At 66.1% G+C, this 20,001-nt stretch carries 25 protein-coding genes; 7 read left to right on the top strand and 18 right to left on the bottom strand.

Features of this window, described 5'->3' with window-relative positions; all coding sequences use genetic code 11:
* Nucleotides 1-4 precede the first annotated feature (4 nt).
* From AC5FRW_RS18330 to AC5FRW_RS18295, 8 genes are all read right to left on the bottom strand, one after another.
* The gene (locus AC5FRW_RS18330) at nucleotides 5-1,327 is read right to left on the bottom strand and encodes an oligopeptide/dipeptide ABC transporter ATP-binding protein (protein ID WP_493569908.1); all 1,323 of its coding nucleotides are present in this window, start codon (nucleotides 1,325-1,327) and stop codon (nucleotides 5-7) included.
* Complete coding sequence (locus tag AC5FRW_RS18325; protein ID WP_493569907.1) at nucleotides 1,320-2,363, bottom strand: ABC transporter ATP-binding protein; 1,044 nt, start codon at nucleotides 2,361-2,363, stop codon at nucleotides 1,320-1,322. Before AC5FRW_RS18325 ends, AC5FRW_RS18330 begins: the two co-directional genes overlap by 8 nt.
* A gap of 2 nt (nucleotides 2,364-2,365) precedes the next feature.
* A complete protein-coding gene (locus tag AC5FRW_RS18320) occupies nucleotides 2,366-3,547 on the bottom strand; it encodes an ABC transporter permease (protein ID WP_493569906.1) in 1,182 nt (393 codons plus the stop codon).
* Nucleotides 3,548-3,689: 142 nt separating this feature from the next.
* Nucleotides 3,690-4,709 carry an NAD(P)/FAD-dependent oxidoreductase gene (locus AC5FRW_RS18315; RefSeq protein WP_493569905.1) on the bottom strand — a complete coding sequence of 340 codons (1,020 nt, stop codon included), beginning with the start codon at nucleotides 4,707-4,709 and terminating at the stop codon, nucleotides 3,690-3,692.
* On the bottom strand, nucleotides 4,710-5,066 hold the full coding sequence (trxA, locus tag AC5FRW_RS18310) for a thioredoxin (protein ID WP_493569904.1): 357 nt from the start codon (nucleotides 5,064-5,066) through the stop codon (nucleotides 4,710-4,712).
* A gap of 142 nt (nucleotides 5,067-5,208) precedes the next feature.
* A complete protein-coding gene (locus tag AC5FRW_RS18305) occupies nucleotides 5,209-5,613 on the bottom strand; it encodes a helix-turn-helix domain-containing protein (RefSeq protein WP_493569903.1) in 405 nt (134 codons plus the stop codon).
* 71 nt (nucleotides 5,614-5,684) lie between these two features.
* The gene (locus AC5FRW_RS18300; protein ID WP_493569902.1) at nucleotides 5,685-6,719 is read right to left on the bottom strand and encodes a sulfite exporter TauE/SafE family protein; all 1,035 of its coding nucleotides are present in this window, start codon (nucleotides 6,717-6,719) and stop codon (nucleotides 5,685-5,687) included.
* 1 nt (nucleotide 6,720) lies between these two features.
* Entirely contained in the window at nucleotides 6,721-6,870 is a 150-nt protein-coding gene (locus tag AC5FRW_RS18295) for a DUF7512 family protein (RefSeq protein ID WP_493569901.1), read from the bottom strand.
* A gap of 360 nt (nucleotides 6,871-7,230) precedes the next feature.
* Here AC5FRW_RS18295 and AC5FRW_RS18290 point away from each other — a divergent pair, with 360 nt between their 5' ends.
* The gene (locus tag AC5FRW_RS18290; RefSeq protein WP_493569900.1) at nucleotides 7,231-8,067 is read left to right on the top strand and encodes a universal stress protein; all 837 of its coding nucleotides are present in this window, start codon (nucleotides 7,231-7,233) and stop codon (nucleotides 8,065-8,067) included.
* A 96-nt stretch (nucleotides 8,068-8,163) separates the two neighbouring features.
* Nucleotides 8,164-8,406: a hypothetical protein gene (locus AC5FRW_RS18285; RefSeq protein WP_493569899.1), complete on the top strand. Its 243-nt coding sequence runs from the start codon at nucleotides 8,164-8,166 to the stop codon at nucleotides 8,404-8,406.
* Nucleotides 8,407-8,496: 90 nt separating this feature from the next.
* Here AC5FRW_RS18285 and AC5FRW_RS18280 read toward each other — a convergent pair whose 3' ends face one another.
* Genes AC5FRW_RS18280 through AC5FRW_RS18265 form a run of 4 tightly spaced genes read right to left on the bottom strand, consistent with a single transcriptional unit; the run spans nucleotide 8,497 to nucleotide 11,918 of the window.
* Nucleotides 8,497-9,675, bottom strand: coding sequence for an inorganic phosphate transporter (locus AC5FRW_RS18280; protein WP_493569898.1), 1,179 nt, complete (start codon nucleotides 9,673-9,675; stop codon nucleotides 8,497-8,499).
* Between the two features lie 21 nt (nucleotides 9,676-9,696).
* Nucleotides 9,697-10,158: a DUF6691 family protein gene (locus tag AC5FRW_RS18275; protein WP_493569897.1), complete on the bottom strand. Its 462-nt coding sequence runs from the start codon at nucleotides 10,156-10,158 to the stop codon at nucleotides 9,697-9,699.
* A complete protein-coding gene (locus tag AC5FRW_RS18270) occupies nucleotides 10,159-10,716 on the bottom strand; it encodes a YeeE/YedE family protein (protein ID WP_493569896.1) in 558 nt (185 codons plus the stop codon).
* Between the two features lie 8 nt (nucleotides 10,717-10,724).
* Nucleotides 10,725-11,918, bottom strand: a complete 1,194-nt coding sequence (locus AC5FRW_RS18265; RefSeq protein WP_493569916.1) for an MBL fold metallo-hydrolase — start codon at nucleotides 11,916-11,918, stop codon at nucleotides 10,725-10,727.
* A gap of 248 nt (nucleotides 11,919-12,166) precedes the next feature.
* Here AC5FRW_RS18265 and AC5FRW_RS18260 point away from each other — a divergent pair, with 248 nt between their 5' ends.
* Nucleotides 12,167-12,412 carry a sulfurtransferase TusA family protein gene (locus AC5FRW_RS18260; protein WP_493569895.1) on the top strand — a complete coding sequence of 82 codons (246 nt, stop codon included), beginning with the start codon at nucleotides 12,167-12,169 and terminating at the stop codon, nucleotides 12,410-12,412.
* 2 nt (nucleotides 12,413-12,414) lie between these two features.
* Nucleotides 12,415-13,011 carry a DsrE/DsrF/DrsH-like family protein gene (locus AC5FRW_RS18255; RefSeq protein ID WP_493569894.1) on the top strand — a complete coding sequence of 199 codons (597 nt, stop codon included), beginning with the start codon at nucleotides 12,415-12,417 and terminating at the stop codon, nucleotides 13,009-13,011.
* Between the two features lie 81 nt (nucleotides 13,012-13,092).
* On the opposite strand, the gene AC5FRW_RS18250 is transcribed toward AC5FRW_RS18255, so the two are convergent.
* The 6 genes from AC5FRW_RS18250 to AC5FRW_RS18225 form a co-directional block, all read right to left on the bottom strand.
* Nucleotides 13,093-13,719, bottom strand: a complete 627-nt coding sequence (locus AC5FRW_RS18250; RefSeq protein ID WP_493569893.1) for a helical membrane plugin domain-containing protein — start codon at nucleotides 13,717-13,719, stop codon at nucleotides 13,093-13,095.
* A 2-nt stretch (nucleotides 13,720-13,721) separates the two neighbouring features.
* A complete protein-coding gene (locus tag AC5FRW_RS18245) occupies nucleotides 13,722-14,867 on the bottom strand; it encodes an NAD(P)/FAD-dependent oxidoreductase (RefSeq protein ID WP_493569892.1) in 1,146 nt (381 codons plus the stop codon).
* Complete coding sequence (locus AC5FRW_RS18240; RefSeq protein ID WP_493569891.1) at nucleotides 14,864-15,106, bottom strand: sulfurtransferase TusA family protein; 243 nt, start codon at nucleotides 15,104-15,106, stop codon at nucleotides 14,864-14,866. Before AC5FRW_RS18240 ends, AC5FRW_RS18245 begins: the two co-directional genes overlap by 4 nt.
* Nucleotides 15,107-15,204: 98 nt before the next feature.
* Entirely contained in the window at nucleotides 15,205-15,417 is a 213-nt protein-coding gene (locus AC5FRW_RS18235; RefSeq protein WP_493569890.1) for a YgaP family membrane protein, read from the bottom strand.
* Nucleotides 15,418-15,467: 50 nt separating this feature from the next.
* Nucleotides 15,468-16,721 (bottom strand): M20 family metallopeptidase, encoded by a 1,254-nt coding sequence (locus AC5FRW_RS18230; RefSeq protein WP_493569889.1) that lies wholly within the window; start codon nucleotides 16,719-16,721, stop codon nucleotides 15,468-15,470.
* Nucleotides 16,718-16,864, bottom strand: a complete 147-nt coding sequence (locus tag AC5FRW_RS18225) for a hypothetical protein (protein WP_493569888.1) — start codon at nucleotides 16,862-16,864, stop codon at nucleotides 16,718-16,720. The genes AC5FRW_RS18230 and AC5FRW_RS18225 overlap by 4 nt, the downstream gene beginning before the upstream one ends.
* Nucleotides 16,865-17,334: 470 nt before the next feature.
* Here AC5FRW_RS18225 and AC5FRW_RS18220 point away from each other — a divergent pair, with 470 nt between their 5' ends.
* The 3 genes from AC5FRW_RS18220 to AC5FRW_RS18210 are packed head-to-tail and all read left to right on the top strand — an operon-like array spanning nucleotide 17,335 to nucleotide 19,946.
* The gene (locus AC5FRW_RS18220; RefSeq protein WP_493569887.1) at nucleotides 17,335-18,276 is read left to right on the top strand and encodes an ABC transporter permease; all 942 of its coding nucleotides are present in this window, start codon (nucleotides 17,335-17,337) and stop codon (nucleotides 18,274-18,276) included.
* Nucleotides 18,277-18,323: 47 nt separating this feature from the next.
* Complete coding sequence (locus tag AC5FRW_RS18215) at nucleotides 18,324-19,208, top strand: aldo/keto reductase (RefSeq protein ID WP_493569886.1); 885 nt, start codon at nucleotides 18,324-18,326, stop codon at nucleotides 19,206-19,208.
* A gap of 3 nt (nucleotides 19,209-19,211) precedes the next feature.
* On the top strand, nucleotides 19,212-19,946 hold the full coding sequence (locus AC5FRW_RS18210; RefSeq protein ID WP_493569885.1) for a class I SAM-dependent methyltransferase: 735 nt from the start codon (nucleotides 19,212-19,214) through the stop codon (nucleotides 19,944-19,946).
* Nucleotides 19,947-20,001 lie beyond the last annotated feature (55 nt).

Here is a 20,001-nt window from a genome sequence, read left to right as displayed (position 1 = left end):
GCGATCACTCGCCCGTCCACGGCCGTGGCTCGGCGTCGATGGCGGCATCGGCGCGGTGACACTGGACTGGTCGGCCGTCGATCTCGACGGTCGCAGGCACCTGCTGTTCACAGATGCTCGGGAGGACCGCCGTGAGTCGCTCCCGTGCCCGGTCAAGATCACCCTTCGTGAGCGCCGCGACCGCATCGTCGACGCCGCTTTCGACCTGTTCGTCCGCGATGTCGTCGGGCAGGTCGAAGGCCGCTCGCACGGTCCCCTCACTCGGCGGATCGTCGAGGTCGATGCGGGCCGGCAGTTCGCCGACCTGCACGGTGAATCGGAAGGCGGCCAGCCGTTCCCACTGTTCGGCGGGTAGATCAGCGTCGTCGGGGCCGATCACGGCCGGGCAGCGCGTGTGGAAGCGACAGCCACTGGGCGGGTCGGCGGGGTCCGGGATCGTGTCGGTCAGCGGTGCCGGGAGGTCTCGATCCGTCGGATCGAGACTCGGGACGGAGTCCAGCAGGACCTTCGTGTAGGGGTGGGCAGGCCGCTCCAGGACCGCGCCGACGGGTCCGCGCTCGACGATCTCACCGAGGTACATCACGGCGATCCGATCACAGAAGCGCCGCACGACGTCGATGTCGTGGCTGATACAGAGGATCGATACGTCGAACGCCCGGCGGACTTCGTCGAGCAGCGCGAGGATGTCGGACTGGACGCGGGCGTCGAGTGCGCTCGTCGGCTCGTCGGCCACCAGCAGGTCGGGGTCGACGACGAGTGCGCGAGCGATGGCGAGCCGTTGTTTCTCTCCGTCGGAGAACTCGTGGGGATACCGGTCGGTGTCGTCGGCCGCGAGACCGACCCGTTCCAGTACGTCTTCGACGATGGCCTGCCGGCGCTCGGCGTCGTCCATCCCGTTGAGTGCGAGCGGTTCGGCGACGGCTTTGCCGACCTGCAAACGGGGATTGAACGCGTCGTTGGGGTCCTGCACGATCAACTGGACGCGACGGCGGAAGGCCCGTCTCGCCGCGCCGGTCAGTTCGTCCACGCGGTCGCCGTCGAACCTGATCGTCCCGGCCGTCGGTGTTTCGAGACCGAGCAGCGAGTGTGCTAGCGTCGTCTTCCCGCTGCCGGACTCGCCGACCAGTCCCAGCGTCTCGCCCCGGTGTACGTCGAAGCTCACCCCATCGACGGCCCGGACTCGCCCGACTTCGCGGCGGAGCCACCCCTCCGTGATCGGGTAGTGCGTTTCCAGTTCGGTCACGGAGAGCAGCGGGTCGCCCTGACAGTCGATCACTCGCCGCTCGGACTCCGCCCTGTCGCGCTCTTCACTCGCCGGTTCAGTCATCGTCGGTCACCTCCCCGACCTGCTGCACGCTACCGGTCCCATCCAGTACGGTCGTCTCGTCGCGTTCGTCGCTGTGATAGACACACGACGCCGCGTGGTCGGGGTCGCCGTCGACGGCGTAAAAGGGCGGCTGTGTCTCGGTCTCACAGGTCGACACGGCGTGGGGACACTCCGGGCGGAAGCGACAGCCGTCGGTCGGCAGGTCGCCTCTGGCTGGCCGGTCCGGTAACTGTCTGAAGCCGTCGTAGCTGTCGAACAGCGCCTGCGTGTAGGGATGGCCCGGCCGTTCGAACAGCTCGCCGACGGGACCGCGTTCGACGATCTGGCCGCCGAAAAGCACCAGCACGCGGTCTGCCAGCGATGCGACGACGCGCAGGTCGTGGGTGATCAGGAGCAGCGCCATCCCACCGTCCAGCAGGTCTCGCAGGAGTTCGATCAGTCGAGCCTGCACGGTCACGTCGACCGCCGTCGTCGGTTCGTCGGCGATCAGCAGGTCCGGGTCGCCCGCGAGTGCGATGGCGATGGCGACGCGCTGGGCCATCCCGCCGGAGAACTCGTGGGGGTAGTCGTCGATCCGTGTCCCTGCGCGTGGGATGCCGACCTCCCGAAGCAGGTCGACTGCGCGCTCGCGGGCCGCCCGCCCGCCCACGTCGCCGTGGGCGGTGATCGCCTCGATCAGTTGCTCGCCCACCGAGTACACCGGGTCGAGTGCGTGCTGTGGGTTCTGGAAGACGTGGCCGATCCGGTCGCCCCTGATCGCTCGCCGGTCGGTCTCCTCGGCCCGGAGATCGATGTCGTCGAACGACACCGTTCCGCCGACGATCTCGGCGGGTGGCTGGGGGACGATTCCGGTCAGGGATTCGCAGGTGACGCTCTTGCCGCTGCCCGATTCGCCGACGAGACAGACCGCCTCACCGCGGTCGACCGCGAAGCTCACGCCGTCGACGGCCCGGACTGTCCCGCGGTCGGTCTCGATGTGCGTGCGGAGATCCGATACCGAGAGCAGCGGATCGTCGTCAGCCGCTGGTCCAGCCATCCTCATCGCCCCCCTCGCGGATCGAGCACGTCGCGCAGGCCATCGCCCGCGAGTTTCAGCGCGACGACGGTCGCGGCCAGCGCGACCGCCGGCACCGTCGAGATCCACCACACCTGATAGGCTGCCATCCGGTCGGGACTGAGTCCCTCGGCGATGGTTGATCCCCACGAGTACAGTTCCACGTCCGAGAACCCGAGGAAGGCCACGCCCGCCTCGGCGAGGATCAGGATGGCAAAGAGGTGAAACACGGCCGGAACGAGCGTGTTCGTCACGTTCGGGAGGACGTGCCGGCGGGCGACGTAGGCGTCCGACCCGCCCAGACTGCGCGCGACGACGACGTAGCCGTCTTCGCGACGCTGGAGGACCTCGCTACGGACGAGTCTCGCGACGGGACCCCAGCTCAGCAGGCCGAAGGTCACGAGCAAGAGCAACAGCGACGGGCCGACGTACATGAAGCCGATGAAGTACAGAAAGATCGCCGGGATACACAGTTGCACGTCGACGTAGGTCATCAGGAGGTCGTCGAGGCGACCGCCCCGGAAGCCCGCGGCGACGCCGACCGCGGTCGCCAGCGGGACGATGAAGGCCGCGGTAAAGAGCACGACGTAGATGGCAGGGCGAGCGCCAGCGACGAGCATCGCTTCCATCAACTGTCCCCGACCGTTGGTGCCCAGCGGGATGAGGATCGATCCCTCGCAGTAGCGCTGGATGCCCTGTCCCTGTACGATCGTCCCGAAGCAGTTCGGACTCCATCCGGCGTCGACGGTCACCCCCACCGGCGGCTGATAGGCGTAGCCAAAGTGTAGCTCCGGCCGGCCCAGCAACGTCGGCAGGAGGGTCCCCAGCAGGCCGAAGACGCCGAGGAAGGCCAGCGCGACGGTGAGGACCGGCCGCGAGCGGATCGACTCGTAGGTCCGACGGACCGCGGCCCGATTCCGTAGCGCCGGGACGACGCCGTAGGATACCAGCCCCACCAGCCCGGTCAGCACTGCCCAGTCGATCGGCGTCACGTTCCACTCGGCGACGAGATAGACGTGCGCATAGTAGTAGTCGTACACGAAGAGACCGGCGAGCACGAGCAGACCAGCGACGAACAGCGCTCGCTGTGTCGTCACCAGTCGCTGTTCGGTGTCGATCTCGGACCAGTCGACGCGCTCGAAGCGGGGACGCTCGGACGACTCCATGGAGGGTATGCCAACACGTGGCATCTATTCGTATAAAACTAACCGTTCCCTCGAAGGTATTTCTGTCTCGTCTCAACAGAACAGACACGACGAGAACAGAGCGTCCGGAAGCTCGCGGCCATCTCTCGCTGGGACTCCGACGTTACGCTTCGACGCGCGCCTGGTCCGGCGCTGGGACCGTCTCGACGAACTCTTCGGCGTCGAGTGCGGCCATGCTTCCGGTGCCGGCGGAGGTGATCGCCTGTCGATAGCGCGGGTCTGCAACGTCGCCAGCGGCGAAGACACCGTCGACGGCCGTGCGAGCGGTGGGGCGGCCGTCGGTGTCCGACTGGGTCACCACGTGCCCGCGGTCGTCCAGTTCGACACCGGTCTCCTGCAGGAACTCGGTGTTTGGCGTGTGACCGACCGCGTAGAACACGCCACCGATATCGACCTGTTCCGATTCGACCTCGACGCCCGCCTCGGCCTTCTCGCGTGGATAGCCCTCGGGATGGGATACGAGCGTCGCACCGGTCACACCGTCGGCCTGTGAGCCGTGGATCGCCGCCAGTTCCGTGTTCCACGCGAACGCGATGTCGTCGTGCTCGCGGGCGCGGTCGGCCATGATCTCCGAGGCTCGGAGCGTCTCGCGGCGATGGACCACCGTCACCGAGTCGGCGAATCGGGCGAGGAACAGCGCCTCTTCCATGGCACTGTCGCCGCCCCCGACGATCAGCACGTCGTCGCCGCGGTGGAACGCGCCGTCACAGGTCGCACACGTCGAGAGTCCGTGGCCCATCAGTTCCGACTCATTGTCCGCGCCGACCCAGCGGGCGCTCGCGCCGGTCGCGACCACGAGTGCGCGCGTTCTGACCGTCTCGCCCGTCGACAGGGTCAGTTCCTTGGGCTGGCCGTCCAGCGTCGCCGACTCGATGGTGCCGTGCTGGAACTGCGCGCCGAACTGCGTGGCCTGCTCTTTGCCCCGCTGGATCAGTTCCATCCCGCCGACGCCGTCGGGAAAGCCCAGAAAGTTCTCCACGTCCGTCGTGAGCGTCAGCTGTCCGCCCGGCTCGTCGCCTTCGAGTACGAGCGGGTCGAGGTCGGCACGGGCGGCGTAGACGGCCGCCGAAAGGCCGGCGACGCCGGAGCCGGCGACGACCACGTCTCGAATCCCCTCGCTCATCTATTCGGTGTACCTCTCGATCAGCGATCGAAGCTGTTCGGCTGGCTGGACACCGACGACCTCCTCGACTTGCTCGCCGTCGGCAAAGAGGACGAGCGTCGGCACGCCGCGAACGCCGTACGCAGAGGCGAGGCGCTGATTCGCGTCGACGTCGACCTTCGCGACGGCGGCGTCGGTCTCGGCAGCCAGCGTCTCGACGATCGGTTCGAGCATCTTGCAGGGGCCACACCAGTCGGCATAGAAGTCCGCGAGGACCACGTCGTACTTGGTGACGACCGCTTCGAGTGCCTCTGTCCCGTCGATCTGTACGGGATCGGTCGGTGTTTCGCTCTCGGTTGCTGCTGTCTCGGTTGTCATCATCAGTACGTAGACGCCGGTGGCAATTAAGAGTTTTGGGCGTATTGTACAATACTCTGGTGGCTGGGGGTCGACAGACTGGTGGCTGGGAGTGCCATCGTCGAGAGAAGAAAGGGAAGAAACCGGTCGGGAGGCCGTCCGGTCAGCTTTCGGCCGAGGAGACGGCCGACTCCTCTTGCTCGTATTTCGTCTCGAACTCCTGGATCAACTGCCCCATCTTGGCGTACCAGTCGTTGAGCATCCGCTGCATGTCGTTGGCGATACTCGACGGGTCGGTCGGACGATACACGTGGTAGTACCCGCCCTGGTCGTAGTTGATCTGCTCTTTCTGGATGAAGCCGGTCTGGAGCAGGCGCTGAACCGCGCGGTACGCGGTCGAGCGCTCGCGGTCGACGGCTTCCGCGATCTCGTCGACGGTCAGTGCCTCCTCGGCGGTGACCAGCGCCTGGAAGACGTCTCGGTCGAGCTGTTTGAGACCGTGGAAACACTCCAACAGTCCCTCACACTCCATGTCCTGCTGGAGTTGTTCAGACATTGAATCGGGCATTCGTATCGATTTTACCTACGCGATCCCGTGTTAAAAGACTTGTGTATGGTTCGCACAATCCTGCAGCGGATTCAGTCGAGCGTCGCCGGGCCAGTCGCTGATTCCGCGCGGAGTGCCGTGACGCTGCTGTAGACGACCGCGCCACTGACCAGCAGCGCGGAGCCGAGGATCAACACCAGACTGACGGTGTCGAACACCGGGATGCCGTAGACGTTGCCGACCTCGCGGACGGCGACGGCGATCGCTCCACCCAGCAACATCAGCCCGAAGTAGATCTTGATCTCGCCCTCGTCGACGATGCTGGTCGCCGCAGAGCCGACGCGTGCGCCCAGCGCACTCCCTGCAAGCAGGGGGAGCACAATGGAGAGGTCGACGCCGCCGTCCATCGCGTAGAGGAAACTCCCGATCCCGCCCGAGAAGACGATCTCGAACAGGTCCGTCCCGACAGCGATGGGGACCGGCACCCCGATCAGGTAGAACAGCGCCGGCATGCGGATGAAGCCGCCGCCGACACCGAGGAACCCGGAGAGCAGGCCAGTCACGAAGGCGACGCCGAGGATCATCCACAGCGACACCGAGACACCGCCGCGCAGGGTCATCATCGGGGGGACCCGGTACGACTGGATTGTCTTTGCGATGTCGGGGATGTCGTCGGCGTCGATCTCCGCGTCTGCAGCGTCGTGATCGACGCCACCGCTGTCGTCGCCGCCCTTCAGCGCTTCGTAGGTGACGAACACGCCGATACCGCCCAGCAAGACGACGTAGGTGACGCTGATGATCGAGCCAGCCATCCCGAGTTCTTCGAGGTGGAGCACGATCTCTTTGCCCACCTCGATCCCGGCCGTGGTCCCGGCGATCATCAACACGCCGAGTTTGTAGTCGACTTGCCCGAGGTCACGGTGTTTCAACGTCGCGATCACTGAGGTACCGAACACGAACGCCAGCCCGCTCCCGACGGCCACGCGCGAGGGATAGCCCATCACGAGCAGCGCCGGGGTCACCAGGAACGACCCACCCATCCCGAAGAATCCAAAGAGGACCCCGATGAGCAGGCCGAAGCCGACGAACAGGGCGAGCAGCGCCAGACTCATTCCGAATAGCTCCATATCAGGTGTTCTTGATTCGTTCGATCAGCGTCTGTCCGATCGCCTGTTCTGCCGCGCCGTAGCCGACGTACAGCACCATTGCCTCCAGCAACACGGCACCGATGAGCGCGCCCGCCTGTGCGGCCGGCGGGAGCGTCGCCACGTCGATCATCGGCTGTCACCACTTGAATTGTGCGGTTGTGTAAGTATCATCCTTTTCTACTCATCCACTCCTAACAGAGTGGAGCTAATAACGGTTTTGGACTTGCTATACAATATTACTGCAACGGATCACACGGCTAACCCACCGGAATATCTCCATACGTTATAGGGATATTCGGGGTGTGACCGGGGGCGTCGAGCACATGAATATCGCGGTGATGGATGCTGGCGCGCGCAAGACGGTCGGTCGTTCCCGGTGAGCGATGAACGAGACTTCTGACGCCGCCGACGACCGTCGACCGCCGTGACGCCCACCGATGTATATTGTACAATAGAAACAATATTGTACCGTCGGCCCGAAGCAACATGTATGAGAGCGATCTACGCGACGGACCTCTCGGCAGCCAGTGAAGCCGCGATCGAGAACGAGACCTGTCTGGAGTGTCTCGACCGGATCGGCGTGGACACGATCCATCTCGTCACCGTCATCCCCTCGAACGTCCATGCGGGGATGCCCGGTATGGACCTCGAAGGTCGGCGCAACCGCGCCCTCGCACAGTATCAGTCGGTGATGGAAGACGCCGGCTTCGCGGTCGAGAAACACGTCGTCCGCGGGACGCCACACCGGCGCATCAACGGGATCGCCGAGACCGTCCGGGCCGACCTGACGATCATCGGCTCGCGCGGCCAGAGTCCACTGGAGAACCGCGTCATCGGCTCGACGGCCCGCAATCTCTCCCGGACGACTGTCGTCCCGCTGCTCGTCAATCGGATCGAACGCGCCACCGAGACGCCGAAAGTGCGCCGGGCACACCTGTTCCAGCGGGTTCTCTACGCGACGGACTTCTCGGAGAACGCCGAGCGCGCCTTCGACGCCTTCTCGTACCTCAGACACGCCACGCAGGAGGCGACGCTGGTCCACGTCGAATCGCCCAAAGAGCCTGCGCACGACGACACCGAGGACCAACTCGCGGCGCTCGCCGACACGCTCAACCGCTGGGATATCGACACGGAAATACAGGTGCGGTCGGGCGACCCTGCAAAAGAGATCCTCGCCGCCGAGGACGACGTGACGCCGACGACCACGCTGCTTGGCTCGCGCGGCCAGAGTCGTATGCGCCGCCTGCTGCTCGGAAGCGTCTCGGAGACGATCGTCAGCCGGGCCGACGGGAACGTCTATCTGGTGCCACCGCCGCGGACGGCCTGATCGCTGCCAGCGCCGTCAGTGTGGTCGCCGGTGTACCGGCCGTCGACACTCCACTACTGTCACAAGAATTATCGTCCGATCGACTCATTCGCCCACATGGCTCTCCCTGATGGACGGCAGTTCACCCGTGCTGTGGTCGTCGTCGCAGTCCTCCTCGTTGCCCTCCCCCTCGGTGGCTTTCTCGGCGCGGCGACCGTTTCGGCATTCGTCGACAGTCCCGTCTCCGGCGTCCTCGTGCTCGCTGGCTCGGTGACGGCCATCGCTGTGATCGGGCTTGGACTGTACATCGTTGCCGAGGGACGATTCCCCTCGTTTCTCACACAGTATACACAGGAGTGATACGGGCTGCTGTCGCCGCTTCCCGGTGGTCGCTGCCCTATTCTGAGGGTCACCGACCCACACCGTTGACTGCAGTGTCGACGGTCGCGATCACAGGTTCGTTAGCGCGATCACGGCGTAGCCGGCGACAAAGGCCAGCGCGAACGACCCGGCCCACGCGCCGACAGTGACGCCGATCTTGCGCGCGCTCACCGCGCTCCCGCCGCCGACGGCGGCCCCGCTGCCGATGATCGCGCTCACGACGATCTCGTTGAACGACACCGGCACGCCCAGCAGGACCGCGACCTGCGCGATCAGGAAGGATGGGACGAGCGCGGCGATCGAGCGCCGGGGTCCAAGCGAGGAGTAATCCTGTGCCAGCGACTTGATCATCCGCGGTGCGCCGGTCCACGAGCCGACGAGCATGCCGAACCCGCCGCCGACGAGGACCGCCATCACCGGGACGAGAGAGAACCCGTCGAGCAGCGGCAAGAGCGGTCCCACGGCCAGTCCGACTTGACTCCCGCCCGCCGAGAAGGCCACCAGCGACCCGAGCGCGAGCAACACCCGCCGCAGGCCGCCGGTCGTATCCCGGCGGATATCCCACCAGACGAGACCGCCGACCGAGAGTGCGACCAGCCCGGAGACGCCCAGCAGGGCGAGAATGGGGTCGACGCCGGTCGCACGTCCGACGGCCGCGACGAGCGACCCCGCACTGCTCTCGGGACCGAGGTAGGCGAACCGGACGTTCGCGAGGACGGCACCCACCAGTCCGGCCAGCGTCGGGACGCTGAAACGTTCCGGTACGTCCGGGCGAGGGAGGACGCTCGCGATGGCGTACGCGAGACCGCCGCCGACGACGGGCGTCAGCACCCAGACCGACCCGATCTGGAGGTACTTCGACCAGACGGGCGTCCCGCCGAGTGCCAGCCCGACGCCGACGACCGACCCGGTGACGGTGAAGGCCGTCGCGATCGGATAGCCGGTCTTGATGCCAAGCGCCATGAGTCCCGCCCCGATCAGCAGGACGACGATGACGCCCGTCACCGGGAGGCTGATGCCGCCGACGAGACCGCGGCCGACGGCCTCCGAGACGTTCGCGCCCTGCACGACGGCACCGGCGAAGCCGAACAGACCGACGACGAAGGCCGCTCGCATCGTCGGAATCGCGTTGGCCCCAACCGCGGGGGCAAAGGGCGTTGCACCGCTGGACCCGGCACCGATGACCCACGCCATGAACAGGCTCGCCAGTCCAGCGATCAGGAACAGGCCGATAGCTGAGAGTTCCATGTACGAAGTGTGAAAACGGTGTCAGTCCCCGGTCGATGCCGCTGTGCGGGCGTCTGTGTGCTGGCTCCGCCAGTACCCTTGCACGTACGCGCCGAGGAACATTCCGGCGAGCGCCCAGAGAATGGTAACGTTACCGACCCCGAGGCTGGCGTAGGCGGCACCGGGACAGATTCCCGACAGCCCCCAGCCGACGCCGAAGATCCCGCCCCCGATCAGGACGTTCCGGTCGAACGGCTTCAGGCGTCGCTCGTAGGCGTCGCCAGTCAGCGGCGCACGGTCGCGAATCCGGGGCAGCACCGCGAAGGCGATGCCCGAGACGATCGCCGCCCCGAACATGACGAACAGTAGCCCCAGATCGTCGAACGTGAGGAACTGCAGGACGACCTCGGGGCGGGCCATGTGGGAAAAACCCAGCCCGAAGCCGAAGATCAGGCCGCCGACGAAGATCAGCGGCTTGAACAGCGGATGCCGATCGTCGCTCATCTACGGCGTCACCCCCAGTGCGGCCACGATCTGTGCGGTCCCGATCGCGACCGCGAGGAACGTGATCACGCCGATGATCGAGGTCTTCGAGGCCGAGCCGACGCCACAGACACCGTGGCCCGAGGTACAGCCCTTCCCGATCCGGGTGCCGATACCTACCAGCGTCCCGCCGAGGAACAGCCGCCACGGCTGGACGTTCGTCGTCCAGAACGTGAACCCGCCCAGCTGGTGGAGCTGGCCGGTCGTCCCCGGCTGGTACAGCGAACTCGACACGAGACCGGACTGGACCGTGAGCGCGAACAGGAATCCGCCGAGGACGATGCCCAGCGTGAAGACGACGCGCCAGTCTCGGGACGCGACGTAGCGCTGGAAGCGCGATTGCCCCGAGACGTACGACAGCGTCGATTCGAGAAACGTACTCGCGCCCGCGGGGATGCCGGTCCCGAGGTAGATCACGACGGCACCGAGTCCGACGAGTAGGCCGCCGACGGCGTAGCGACTGATCCCGTTGGGGAAGAGATCGGCGGCCACCTGTAGCGCGACTGGATCAGTCACCATCGGTGATCTCAGTCACCCGCGAGCGACTCTTGGCTCGCTGCGCAGTTGTTCGGCCCCAGTTCCAGTGTGAAGGCTTCGTCGTCGTCGACGGCGTTCTGGCCGAGGTTCGTCGCGATGATCTGCTCGTAGTTGGCCGGCCGTGGCGGCATGTCCGAGAGGAGCAGGTCGACGAAGTCGTCCTCGTCCATCGTGAGCGCGTCCATGCGCTCGACGAGGTCGCCGATCGGTGCGGTGTAGGTGCCGTCGTCCGCTGGCACCGCGGCGTCGCTGAAGTGCGCGCCCCCGATCAAGGTCTCGTTGGGCAGGGGCAGGACGCGCTCTTGCAGCGACTCGTAGAGCATGCGCGCGGCATCGGGCGCGCCGTCGTCGCCCTCTTCGAGGTCGGGGCGGGCGACGCTCTCGATGAACAGGCCGTCACCGGTCGCGAGCAGGCTGTCGTCGACGAGATAGGAGGTCATCCCGGTCGTGTGGCCGGGCGTGAACACCGTCTCGATCACGGCGTCGCCGACCGCGAACTCGTCGCCGTCGGCGGCGGTCGTCACGTCGTCCGCGTAGGTGACGCCGCGGTCGACGGCGGCCTCGGGAACGACGCCCTCGACGCCCTCGTCGCCGAGAGCGCGCACGCCGGAGATGTGGTCGGCGTGGACGTGCGTGTCGATCGCGTATTTCAGGTCGACGCCGTGTTCCTCGGCGTCCGCCAGATAGCGGTCGGTAAACGCCCGGAGCGGGTCGATGATGGCCGCCTCGCCGTCGGCGACGAGGAAGTAGCCCAGACAGCCAGAGGAGGGACGCTGGTACTGATACAGCGTCCCAGCGCCGTCGTAGTCGCTGACTTCGACGGCCTCGTAGATGCTGGCCCAGCCGTTCATGCCCTCGTCGAGGTGGTTCACGTCGTAGCCGCGTTCGGCGAGCGTCCCCGCGACGTACTCGCTGGCCCCGCCTTTGGCACACAGGACGGTCACCTCGCGGTCGTCGGGGATCGATGCGAGCACGTCGTCGTCGATGTCCTCGTCGAGGAAATTGAAGTACGGGACGTTGATCGACTCGACGGTCTCGCCGTCGACGTGCCACTCGTCGTACTCCGATTGCATGCGCGCATCGAGCAGCGTCAGATCGTCGCCAGCGTCGATACGGTCCTTCAACGTCTCCGGCGCGACCGTGTCCACGTCCGCGTCAGGAGTCGGGAAGTCTTCGGGGTTCATGTCGTACACCCCCACCTACCGGGTGGATCTACTAAAGGGTTTGCATAGAAGTGCACACAACCCACAATACAGCGGTCCCGGAGAACCACGAAAACTCCCGAAAACGGCCGAGTATGCGATAGGATGGGTCGAATGGCTACGTGTGCTGTGTGCAGCTGTTCGTGCTGTGTGCAAGAACCAATATTCTTTTAACCCCGGATGTGGTATTGTGCGTTAGCTCCAATACAGACCAACGGAGCGGATACTCAATGAGTGAAGCATACGACATCGCGGAGACGCTCGACGTGAAAGGTGCATCGTGCCCGATGCCGGTCGTCAAGACGAAGGCCGCCATCGACGACCTCGCAGCCGGTGAGATCCTCGAAGTCCTCGCCACGGATGCCGGGAGCATGAGCGACATCGAGGGATGGGCCGACGGGACCAGCGGCGTCGAACTCGTCGATCAGGAGGAAGGGTCGGACGTGTACACCCACTACGTCCGCAAGACCGAGTGACGATGAGTACAGACACGCCCGACGCGACGGCAGACGATACCGGGGACGCCACCGAGAGCGAGCCACCGTCTCGCGCGGCACTGGCCGCGCGCGTCGAGGAACTGGAGGAATCCCTCGCCGCGGTGACCGAAGACGACGACCAGAAGAAGATGTCCATCATCGCGACGAAGGGGACGCTCGATATGGCCTATCCGCCGCTCATCCTCGCCAGCACCGCGGCGGCCTTCGGCTACGACGTGACGGTGTTCCACACGTTCTGGGGGCTGGACATCCTCCACGAGGAACGGTCGAAGAACCTCAAACTGAGTTCGGTCGGCAACCCCAACATGCCGGTGCCCAACGCCGTCGCCGCGCTCCCCGGGATGGACCGTATGACGACCAAGATGATGGAGAAGAAGATCGCCGACAACGACACCGCGACCATCGAGGAACTCATCGAGACGAGCCTCGACATGGGCGTGGAGTTCCAGGCGTGTCAGATGACCATCGAGCTGATGGACTACGACGAGGACGACTTCTACGACGATGTCACCACCGGCGTCGGTGCCGCGACGGCCCTGCAGGACATGGCCGACGCAGACATCCAGCTTCTCGTCTAACTTCTCCGTGTTTCGGGACGCCGCCGACTTCGTAGCGACGCCGTTCGTTCCCCTTGTCTCACGAAGTCGTGACACAGTCAGTCATCGATCGCCGTCGGGTCGCTGGGCCGCCCCCACGGCCCGTGCGATCGCCAGCACGTACCCGATGCCGTACTGGACATTCGGGTCTCGCGAGGCTTTCACCAGCCCGATCGGACCGACGCGCTCGGGCGGCTCACCGTCGGCGTCGCCGACGCTTTCGAGCACGGTCCCGAGCGCGTCGCGGGTCTCCTCCTCGGCCGCCGTGTCGGCGAGTTCGCCCAGCGACGAGCCGGTTCCAGCCAACGACCGGACCATCTCGTCGTCGAGGGCGGCAGTCGCCAGCGACACTACCTCGGCGATTTCGGCGAGTTCGTCGAGCGTGCCGGACTGCTGGAGTTCGACCAGCGTTTCGAGTGCGGCCTGTAGCTCCGTCCCGTGCTGTCCGACCGTCGCGGCCAGTTCGACCGTCTCGTCGGTGGCTAGGCCGTCGGCGGACTCGGCGAGCGTCGCCGTCGTCCCGGCCAGTTCGCGCGCCATCTCGTCGGTGAGTGCGTGCTCGCCGAGTGCCAGCACGTCGAGCAGTTCGTTGACGGCGTCGAGTCGTTCGACGAACCCCGCGACGGCTTCGGGGTTCTCTGCGATCAGCGTCTCCAGATCGGCTTCGCGCTGGGTCGTCTCCCCAGACATGGTCAGAGTAGCCCCCGTGCGGTGAGCCAGTACGACTCGTTGTAGGCCAGTTTCGACCAGTGGAGCTTCTGGGAGGGTGGTGCTGGCGACGGTGGCGTCTCGTAGTCGAACCCGACGAACGACGCTGCGTCCATGCCCGTCTCGATGAAACACAGCGTCTTCCCGTCGTAGGTCGCCGTCGCCGGCCGGCCACGGATCTCACTGGCGATGCGCTGGCCGACGACGCCGGCCTGATAGTGGGCGACGCTGCCGGCGTTCGGGACGCCGGTGGCGGCCGTGTCACCGAGCGCGTACACGTCCGCGGCGGCCGTCGCTTCGAGCGTGTGCTTGTCGACGTCGACCCAGCCGTCGTCGCCGAGGCCGGTCTCTTCGATCAGATCGATCCCGCGATGGGGCGGGATCGAGACGAGCAGGTCGTAGTCGAGATCGGTTCCCTCCATCGAGGTGATCGTCCCGGCGTCGGGATCGACCGACTCGGCGTTGAAGAACGTCTCCACGGCGATGTCTCGCTCGTCCATCCGCGGTCGCGCCCACTCGGCGATGTGGGGGTTGCCGTGGACCCGCTGGATCGGGTACGTGTAGGTGATGTCCACGTCGTCCCGAAGCCCGCGCTCGCGGAACCAGTCGTCGGCCATGAACACGAACTCAAGCGGTGCCGCCGGGCACATGTGTGGCGTTCCGATCACGCTCAGCACCAGATGGCCCTCGGTGAACGAGAGCAACTCATCGCGGAGCGCCTCGCTGCCCGACTCGCTGTAGTAGTCGTGACCCCCTTCCGCCAGCCCGGGGATCACGTCGGGCGCGAGCGTCGACCCGGTCGCGAGCACCAGATGGTCGTAGTCGACGGGGGTGGTGGCGTCGCGGTAGTGCAGTCGCTTCTCGTCGGTGTCGATGTCGGTCACGCGATCGATTCGGATCGCGACGCGGTCGTCGACGAGTTCGGCCAGTGGCCGCCGTCCGTCTTCGGGTTCGCGCTGGCCGAAGGGGACGTACAGCCAGACGGGCTTGTAGACGTGGTCCGGGCCGTCGTTGACCAGCGTCACGTCGACGTCACCGGCGTCGATCTCCGTCCCGAGTCGGTCGGCGAGATCGTTCGCGAGCACCGCGCCGCCGGTCCCACCGCCGACGATGACGACGTGCTCGGTCATGCTTTCTCCACGAAGAACGCGTAGTGGTCGTCGTGCTCTTCGGTCGCGAGCAGTTCGTGATCGGTCTCGTCGGTCCATTCGGGCACGTCCGTCAACGACTGGTCGTTGTCGCTCAACAGTCGAACGACCGCGCCGGCGTCGGCGCTCCGTATCGCACCGATCAGGTCCATCAGCGGTCCGGGGCACGCTGCACCGCGCGCGTCGACGGTCACAGCGGGCTCGATATCGGTTTCGGTCATCGTTACGGGTGAACCTCCGTGCCGAACACTATTAGTATTGTATGCTAATTCCAATATTATGAAAAAGACTGGTGAGTGTCACAGCGAGCGGTCCGAGGCTACCGCGAGGTGTCGGCCCCGACGAGCATGTACAGTGGACAGACGTTGAGCAGCGCCGTACTGACAAGTACCGTGCCGACGAGCAGCGCCACTGCGCCGACGAGCGGTCCCAGACTCGACACGCCGGCGAGGACGGCGATGCCGAGGATGGCGAGGACACTGCCGATTGCCAGTCTGACGTTTCGATCCGTTGGACCGATATTGGTCTCCATACCCACAACTACGAACGACTGCGTAATAAGTATTTCCAGCGCTGGGCCAGTCACACTTCCGCGACGGCATCGGCGAACGCCTGTGGGAGTGACGCGTACACTGCGGCGTTGTCGACCAGCGCTCTGACGGTCGTGTACTCGTCGACCGCGTGGACGGTGTCGGTGCCGAACGCGAACTCGACGGTCGCCACCCCGGCGTTGCGGAGCTTTTTCGCGTCGCCGCCACCGGTCGCGCTCCGGCGGAAGATACGATCACCGGTCACCGTTGACGCTGTCGCAGTGACGGCTTCGACGAGCGGACTGTCGACCGGTTCGACAGTGCCGACACTCCACGACACGTCGGTGATGGTGATGCCCGGACAGTCTGCAACACAGTCTCTGATCTCCGAGAGCATCGCCGGTGTCTCGACCCCTGCTGTTAGCCGAATGTCGATCTCGGCACGGGCCGACTGGGGGACGCTGTTGATCGCCGCTCCGCCTTCGATGGTCCCCAGATTGATCGACGGGGTCGCAAAGAGATCACGAGCGGTCGCCTCGCCCATCGTCGGCGCGTAGTATTCGACCGACTCCGCGACGACCGACGCCACGTCGGGGTCGAGGTCGAACTGTCGGTTGCCGAACCGCTCGCGCAGCGTCTCGATAGCGCCGTAGAGCCGATCGATGGCGTTCTCGCCCAGTACCGGCCGCGAGCCATGTGCCGCCTCGCCGCTGGCGTCGAGCGTCAGCCAGATGCTGCCCCGGTCGGCGACCGTCACCGAGTGGCGGCTTTCCTCACAGGTCGGTTCGCCGATGACGCAGGCGTCGGCGTCGAGCAGGCCGGCGTCGAGCAACGCAGGGAGGCCGGCGTCGCCCCCGACCTCTTCGTCGCTGACGAACGCGAACTGCAGCGTGACTGGCGGCGTCGTGTCGGTCTCGGCGAACGCGGAGACGGTGAACAGCATCGCCGCGAGTGCGCCCTTCATATCGGTCGCCCCGCGTCCGTAGATGCGGTCGTCGACGCGTTCGCCCAGCGGATCGTACGACCACGCCGCGGCGTCGAACGGTACCGTGTCCAGATGCCCGTTGTACAGGAGCGTCGTGTCGGTCTCGCCGGGGACCGTCACGAGGAGGTTCGGCTTGGCCGGGTCGACGGTGTATCGCTCGACTTCGACGCCCAGAGGAGCTAGATACGTCTCGATCCGGTCGGCGAGTGCGGTGGTGTCGCCGGGCGGATTCGACGTGTCCACCGAGAGCAGATCGAGTGCGAGGTCGACGAGGTCGGACCGGTGGGTCTCGACGTCGGTCGGCGGGCCCGTGACCGTCATTCGAGTCCCCCTCGCAGGCCCGTCCGGGCCGTACACGAAGGGTCCCAGACCGACCGGATCACGTCGAGTGACGGATCTGCCCGTCGCACCGCACTCGCGCCGCTGGTCCTCACTGCGTCACCGTCGACGGCGGTGTCACTCATACCGATTCGTTCGACTGCCAGAGCCAAAAGTATTTCTCGGTTTGTACAATACTGCACTCGGTCCTTCTCCCACCCGCTCGTTTGCCCCACCGAGCGATGGGTGGTGTTCAGATAAGGGACTGAGTACGGGCAGTCCAAGGCACCGAAAGCCCTCGACTCGCTAGCCAGACCTGTGGCGGATATTCTCCCTGTGGTCGAATAGTGCCGCCGCAGGTCTGGCTACCGATCCTCGCCCTTCCATCCACCAGGATTCAGCTATTCAGCTGTCTAAACCCTGGTGGATGAAAGGGCGAGCGCAGTTACGGGAACCCGGACCCCGCAAGCACCGACGGCGCGCAGCGGCGGTCCCGGGACCGTAACTGCGAGAGGGCTTTCGGTGTCTGCTGCTCGGAGACCGGGATTGCTTATTTGAACACTGCGGAGCGATGGGTGACAGTCTTTATCACGACCGGCGCCGATAGCCTGTGCCGATGCGATTCCTCCGTATCGTGGCCTGGCGCCTCGCCCTCGGTGGGCTGGCTGCCTGGGCCGTCCTGACTGCAGTGTTCGCCCTGTTTACCCTCACACGAGAGTGGGTCCTCCAGCGACAGGTGGGTGCGCTCAAGTGGGCGGGAAAAGAGCAAGACGCCATCGACGCCGTCCGCGAGCAGTACCTCGCGGCGCGTGGATTGGATCGCCCGCTGGTCGTCCAGTACGCCGACTGGATGGGCGATATGGTGACGCTTGACTGGGGTACCTCCTTCGTCAGCGGTGAGCCAGTGTTCCCGGCCGTCATCGCTGCGACCGGCCGGACGGCGATGTACGTCCTCCCCGCACTCGCCCTCGCCGTCGGCGTCGGCGTCGCCTTCGGTCTGTACGTCGCACTCAACCCCGAGAGTCGACTCGGGACGCTCGGACTGGGGACGGCCTACTGTTGCTTTGCGCTCCCGAACTTCTGGCTCGGTGGCCTGCTCGTCTCGCTCGCCGCGGGGGGCGTGATCGCCCGCCCGCCGCTCGTGTTCGACCACCTCCTGCCGATCCTCCTGACCGCGACGACGATGCTGGGCGGGGTCGTCAGCTACGCCCGCGCCCACGCCGCCGAGTACGCCGCGGCCGACTTCGTCCGCCTCGTGGCGGCCACCGGTGGCAGTCGCCTTCGTGTCGCGACCCACGTCCTGCGCAACGCCGCAGTCCCCATCTTCTCGCTCGTGTTCACCGAAGCGCTCGCCCTGCTCGTCCTGGCCGTCTTCGTCGTCGAAGTCCTGTTCGGCATCGACGGTCTCGGCGCGCTACTCTTTCGCTCGGTCGACCAGCGCGACCTCCCGGTCTTGCTGGGTGGGACGCTCGTGATCATCGCCGTGGGCGTGCTGGGCAACGTCGCACAGGACCTCTCCTATGGCGTCCTCGACCCACGGATAGACACGTCCGGGTGATGACAATTGTTGTAACGCTTATGCGTTCGCCGACCTGAATCGGGGCTATGGAGACTCGCCCGCTCGGGACGACCGGTCAGGACAGCACCGTCATGACGTTCGGGACCATCGCGCTCAACTGGCTCGAACAGGAGGGCGCGGACCAGATGGTCGAGCACGTCCTCGATTACGGGGTCAATCACTTCGACGTGGCCCCGACCTACGGCGACGCGGAACTGAAACTCGGCCCGAAGCTCCGCCAGCACCGCGAGGACATCTTTCTCGGCTGCAAGACCCAGAAGCGAGACTACGAGGGCGCGTGGCGAACGCTCGAACGATCACGCGACCGCCTGGGCGTCGATACGATCGACCTCTATCAGGTCCACGGGCTGGAATACGACGAGGAACTGGACGAGATCACGGGCGCGGACGGCGCGCTGAAAGCGTTCCGCGAGGCCAAAGCGGAGGGCATCATCGACCACATCGGGCTGACGAGCCACAGTCGGCCCGACCTCATCATCGACGCTATCGACCGCATCGACGATCTGGCGACGCTGATGTTCCCCCTGAACCCCGTCGTCGTCGGCAAGGACGACGGCGAACACGACTACGAGGCCGTTCTTCGGCGCGCCGAGGAGGAGTCGATTGGCACGCTCGGGATCAAGGCCTTCGCCGACGGCCCGTGGCCCGACACGGACGAACTGCCCGAGGCAGATCGCCCCTTCTGTAACTGGTACCGGCCGGTCTCGGCCCCCGACGAGATCCGCGAGCGCTTCGATTTCGCGGCCTCACAGGGGCTGACGAGCGTCGTCAGTGCCGGCGACCCAAAGCTCGTCACGATGATCTGCGAGGCCGCCGCCGACTACGACGGGATGGACGAGGCCGCCCAGCGGTCGCTGATCGAGGCCTCGCGCCACGACGACAGCCCGGTCCCCGAACAGCTGCACCACTGAGCGATGGACGTTCCCCGGACGGTCACCGCGGCGCTCGCCGACCGGCCGGTCGAGGGGCGGCGCTGTCTGGAAGCCGGGGCCGGTGTCGGCAACACGAGCGCCGGCCTGCTCGATGCCGGTGCGAGCCGCGTCTACGCGGTGACGAACGATCTCGAACACGCTCGGACGACCCGCGAACGCGTCGCTGGTGCCACCTCTCGACCCGACGCGGCCGACCGACTGGCCGTCCTCGACGCCGACCTGCGAGCGATCCCACTGCCCGACGACTCGGTCGACCTGATCACCGCCCACGCGCTCTGTAACGTCCTCGACCCGGCGGCACTCGGGACCGTCGCCGAGGAACTGCGTCGGGTCGCCGCGCCCGGCTGTCACCTCGTCGTCGACGACTACGAGCCACTGCCCGACGACGCGGCGGTGCGGGAGCTATTCGCCGTCGAGAACGCCGCCGCACAGCTGGCGACCGGTCGCCCGGCGCTGACGTTTTATCCGGCTCCCGTCCTGCGACGCTTCTTCACCGGTGACGGCTGGCGTGTCGAGCGCGAGCGGACGCTGCTCGATCCGGTGCCCTGGACCGAGAACCACCTCTCGGCCCACGCAGAGGCAGCAGCGGCATTCGCCGCCGATTGCGACGGTGCTGTGGGCGACACACTGGCTGGGCGTGCGGACCGGCTCGCGACCGACATCGGTGCCGAGTCGGTCGGGCGGATGTACAGCCTCGCCTTCCGGCTTTTCGAGTGATTCGCGCTGTCTCGCCTTCTCTGATTCGAACCGCTCGACCGGGCGCGTCGGCGGT

The sequence above is a fragment of the Halomicrobium sp. HArcht3-1 genome (assembly GCF_058933345.1).
Note: the sequence above shows the minus strand (reverse complement) of the source record. Positions and strands in the feature narration are given on the sequence as shown.

Coding starts and splice junctions, on each gene's coding strand:
- AC5FRW_RS18330 (WP_493569908.1), bottom strand. CDS start 1,327: ATGACTGAACCGGCGAGTGAAGAGCGCGACAGGGCGGAGTCCGAGCGG.
- AC5FRW_RS18325 (WP_493569907.1), bottom strand. CDS start 2,363: ATGGCTGGACCAGCGGCTGACGACGATCCGCTGCTCTCGGTATCGGAT.
- AC5FRW_RS18320 (WP_493569906.1), bottom strand. CDS start 3,547: ATGGAGTCGTCCGAGCGTCCCCGCTTCGAGCGCGTCGACTGGTCCGAG.
- AC5FRW_RS18315 (WP_493569905.1), bottom strand. CDS start 4,709: ATGAGCGAGGGGATTCGAGACGTGGTCGTCGCCGGCTCCGGCGTCGCC.
- trxA (WP_493569904.1), bottom strand. CDS start 5,066: ATGACAACCGAGACAGCAGCAACCGAGAGCGAAACACCGACCGATCCC.
- AC5FRW_RS18305 (WP_493569903.1), bottom strand. CDS start 5,613: ATGCCCGATTCAATGTCTGAACAACTCCAGCAGGACATGGAGTGTGAG.
- AC5FRW_RS18300 (WP_493569902.1), bottom strand. CDS start 6,719: ATGGAGCTATTCGGAATGAGTCTGGCGCTGCTCGCCCTGTTCGTCGGC.
- AC5FRW_RS18295 (WP_493569901.1), bottom strand. CDS start 6,870: ATGATCGACGTGGCGACGCTCCCGCCGGCCGCACAGGCGGGCGCGCTC.
- AC5FRW_RS18290 (WP_493569900.1), top strand. CDS start 7,231: ATGAGAGCGATCTACGCGACGGACCTCTCGGCAGCCAGTGAAGCCGCG.
- AC5FRW_RS18285 (WP_493569899.1), top strand. CDS start 8,164: ATGGCTCTCCCTGATGGACGGCAGTTCACCCGTGCTGTGGTCGTCGTC.
- AC5FRW_RS18280 (WP_493569898.1), bottom strand. CDS start 9,675: ATGGAACTCTCAGCTATCGGCCTGTTCCTGATCGCTGGACTGGCGAGC.
- AC5FRW_RS18275 (WP_493569897.1), bottom strand. CDS start 10,158: ATGAGCGACGATCGGCATCCGCTGTTCAAGCCGCTGATCTTCGTCGGC.
- AC5FRW_RS18270 (WP_493569896.1), bottom strand. CDS start 10,716: ATGGTGACTGATCCAGTCGCGCTACAGGTGGCCGCCGATCTCTTCCCC.
- AC5FRW_RS18265 (WP_493569916.1), bottom strand. CDS start 11,918: ATGAACCCCGAAGACTTCCCGACTCCTGACGCGGACGTGGACACGGTC.
- AC5FRW_RS18260 (WP_493569895.1), top strand. CDS start 12,167: ATGAGTGAAGCATACGACATCGCGGAGACGCTCGACGTGAAAGGTGCA.
- AC5FRW_RS18255 (WP_493569894.1), top strand. CDS start 12,415: ATGAGTACAGACACGCCCGACGCGACGGCAGACGATACCGGGGACGCC.
- AC5FRW_RS18250 (WP_493569893.1), bottom strand. CDS start 13,719: ATGTCTGGGGAGACGACCCAGCGCGAAGCCGATCTGGAGACGCTGATC.
- AC5FRW_RS18245 (WP_493569892.1), bottom strand. CDS start 14,867: ATGACCGAGCACGTCGTCATCGTCGGCGGTGGGACCGGCGGCGCGGTG.
- AC5FRW_RS18240 (WP_493569891.1), bottom strand. CDS start 15,106: ATGACCGAAACCGATATCGAGCCCGCTGTGACCGTCGACGCGCGCGGT.
- AC5FRW_RS18235 (WP_493569890.1), bottom strand. CDS start 15,417: ATGGAGACCAATATCGGTCCAACGGATCGAAACGTCAGACTGGCAATC.
- AC5FRW_RS18230 (WP_493569889.1), bottom strand. CDS start 16,721: ATGACGGTCACGGGCCCGCCGACCGACGTCGAGACCCACCGGTCCGAC.
- AC5FRW_RS18225 (WP_493569888.1), bottom strand. CDS start 16,864: ATGAGTGACACCGCCGTCGACGGTGACGCAGTGAGGACCAGCGGCGCG.
- AC5FRW_RS18220 (WP_493569887.1), top strand. CDS start 17,335: ATGCGATTCCTCCGTATCGTGGCCTGGCGCCTCGCCCTCGGTGGGCTG.
- AC5FRW_RS18215 (WP_493569886.1), top strand. CDS start 18,324: ATGGAGACTCGCCCGCTCGGGACGACCGGTCAGGACAGCACCGTCATG.
- AC5FRW_RS18210 (WP_493569885.1), top strand. CDS start 19,212: ATGGACGTTCCCCGGACGGTCACCGCGGCGCTCGCCGACCGGCCGGTC.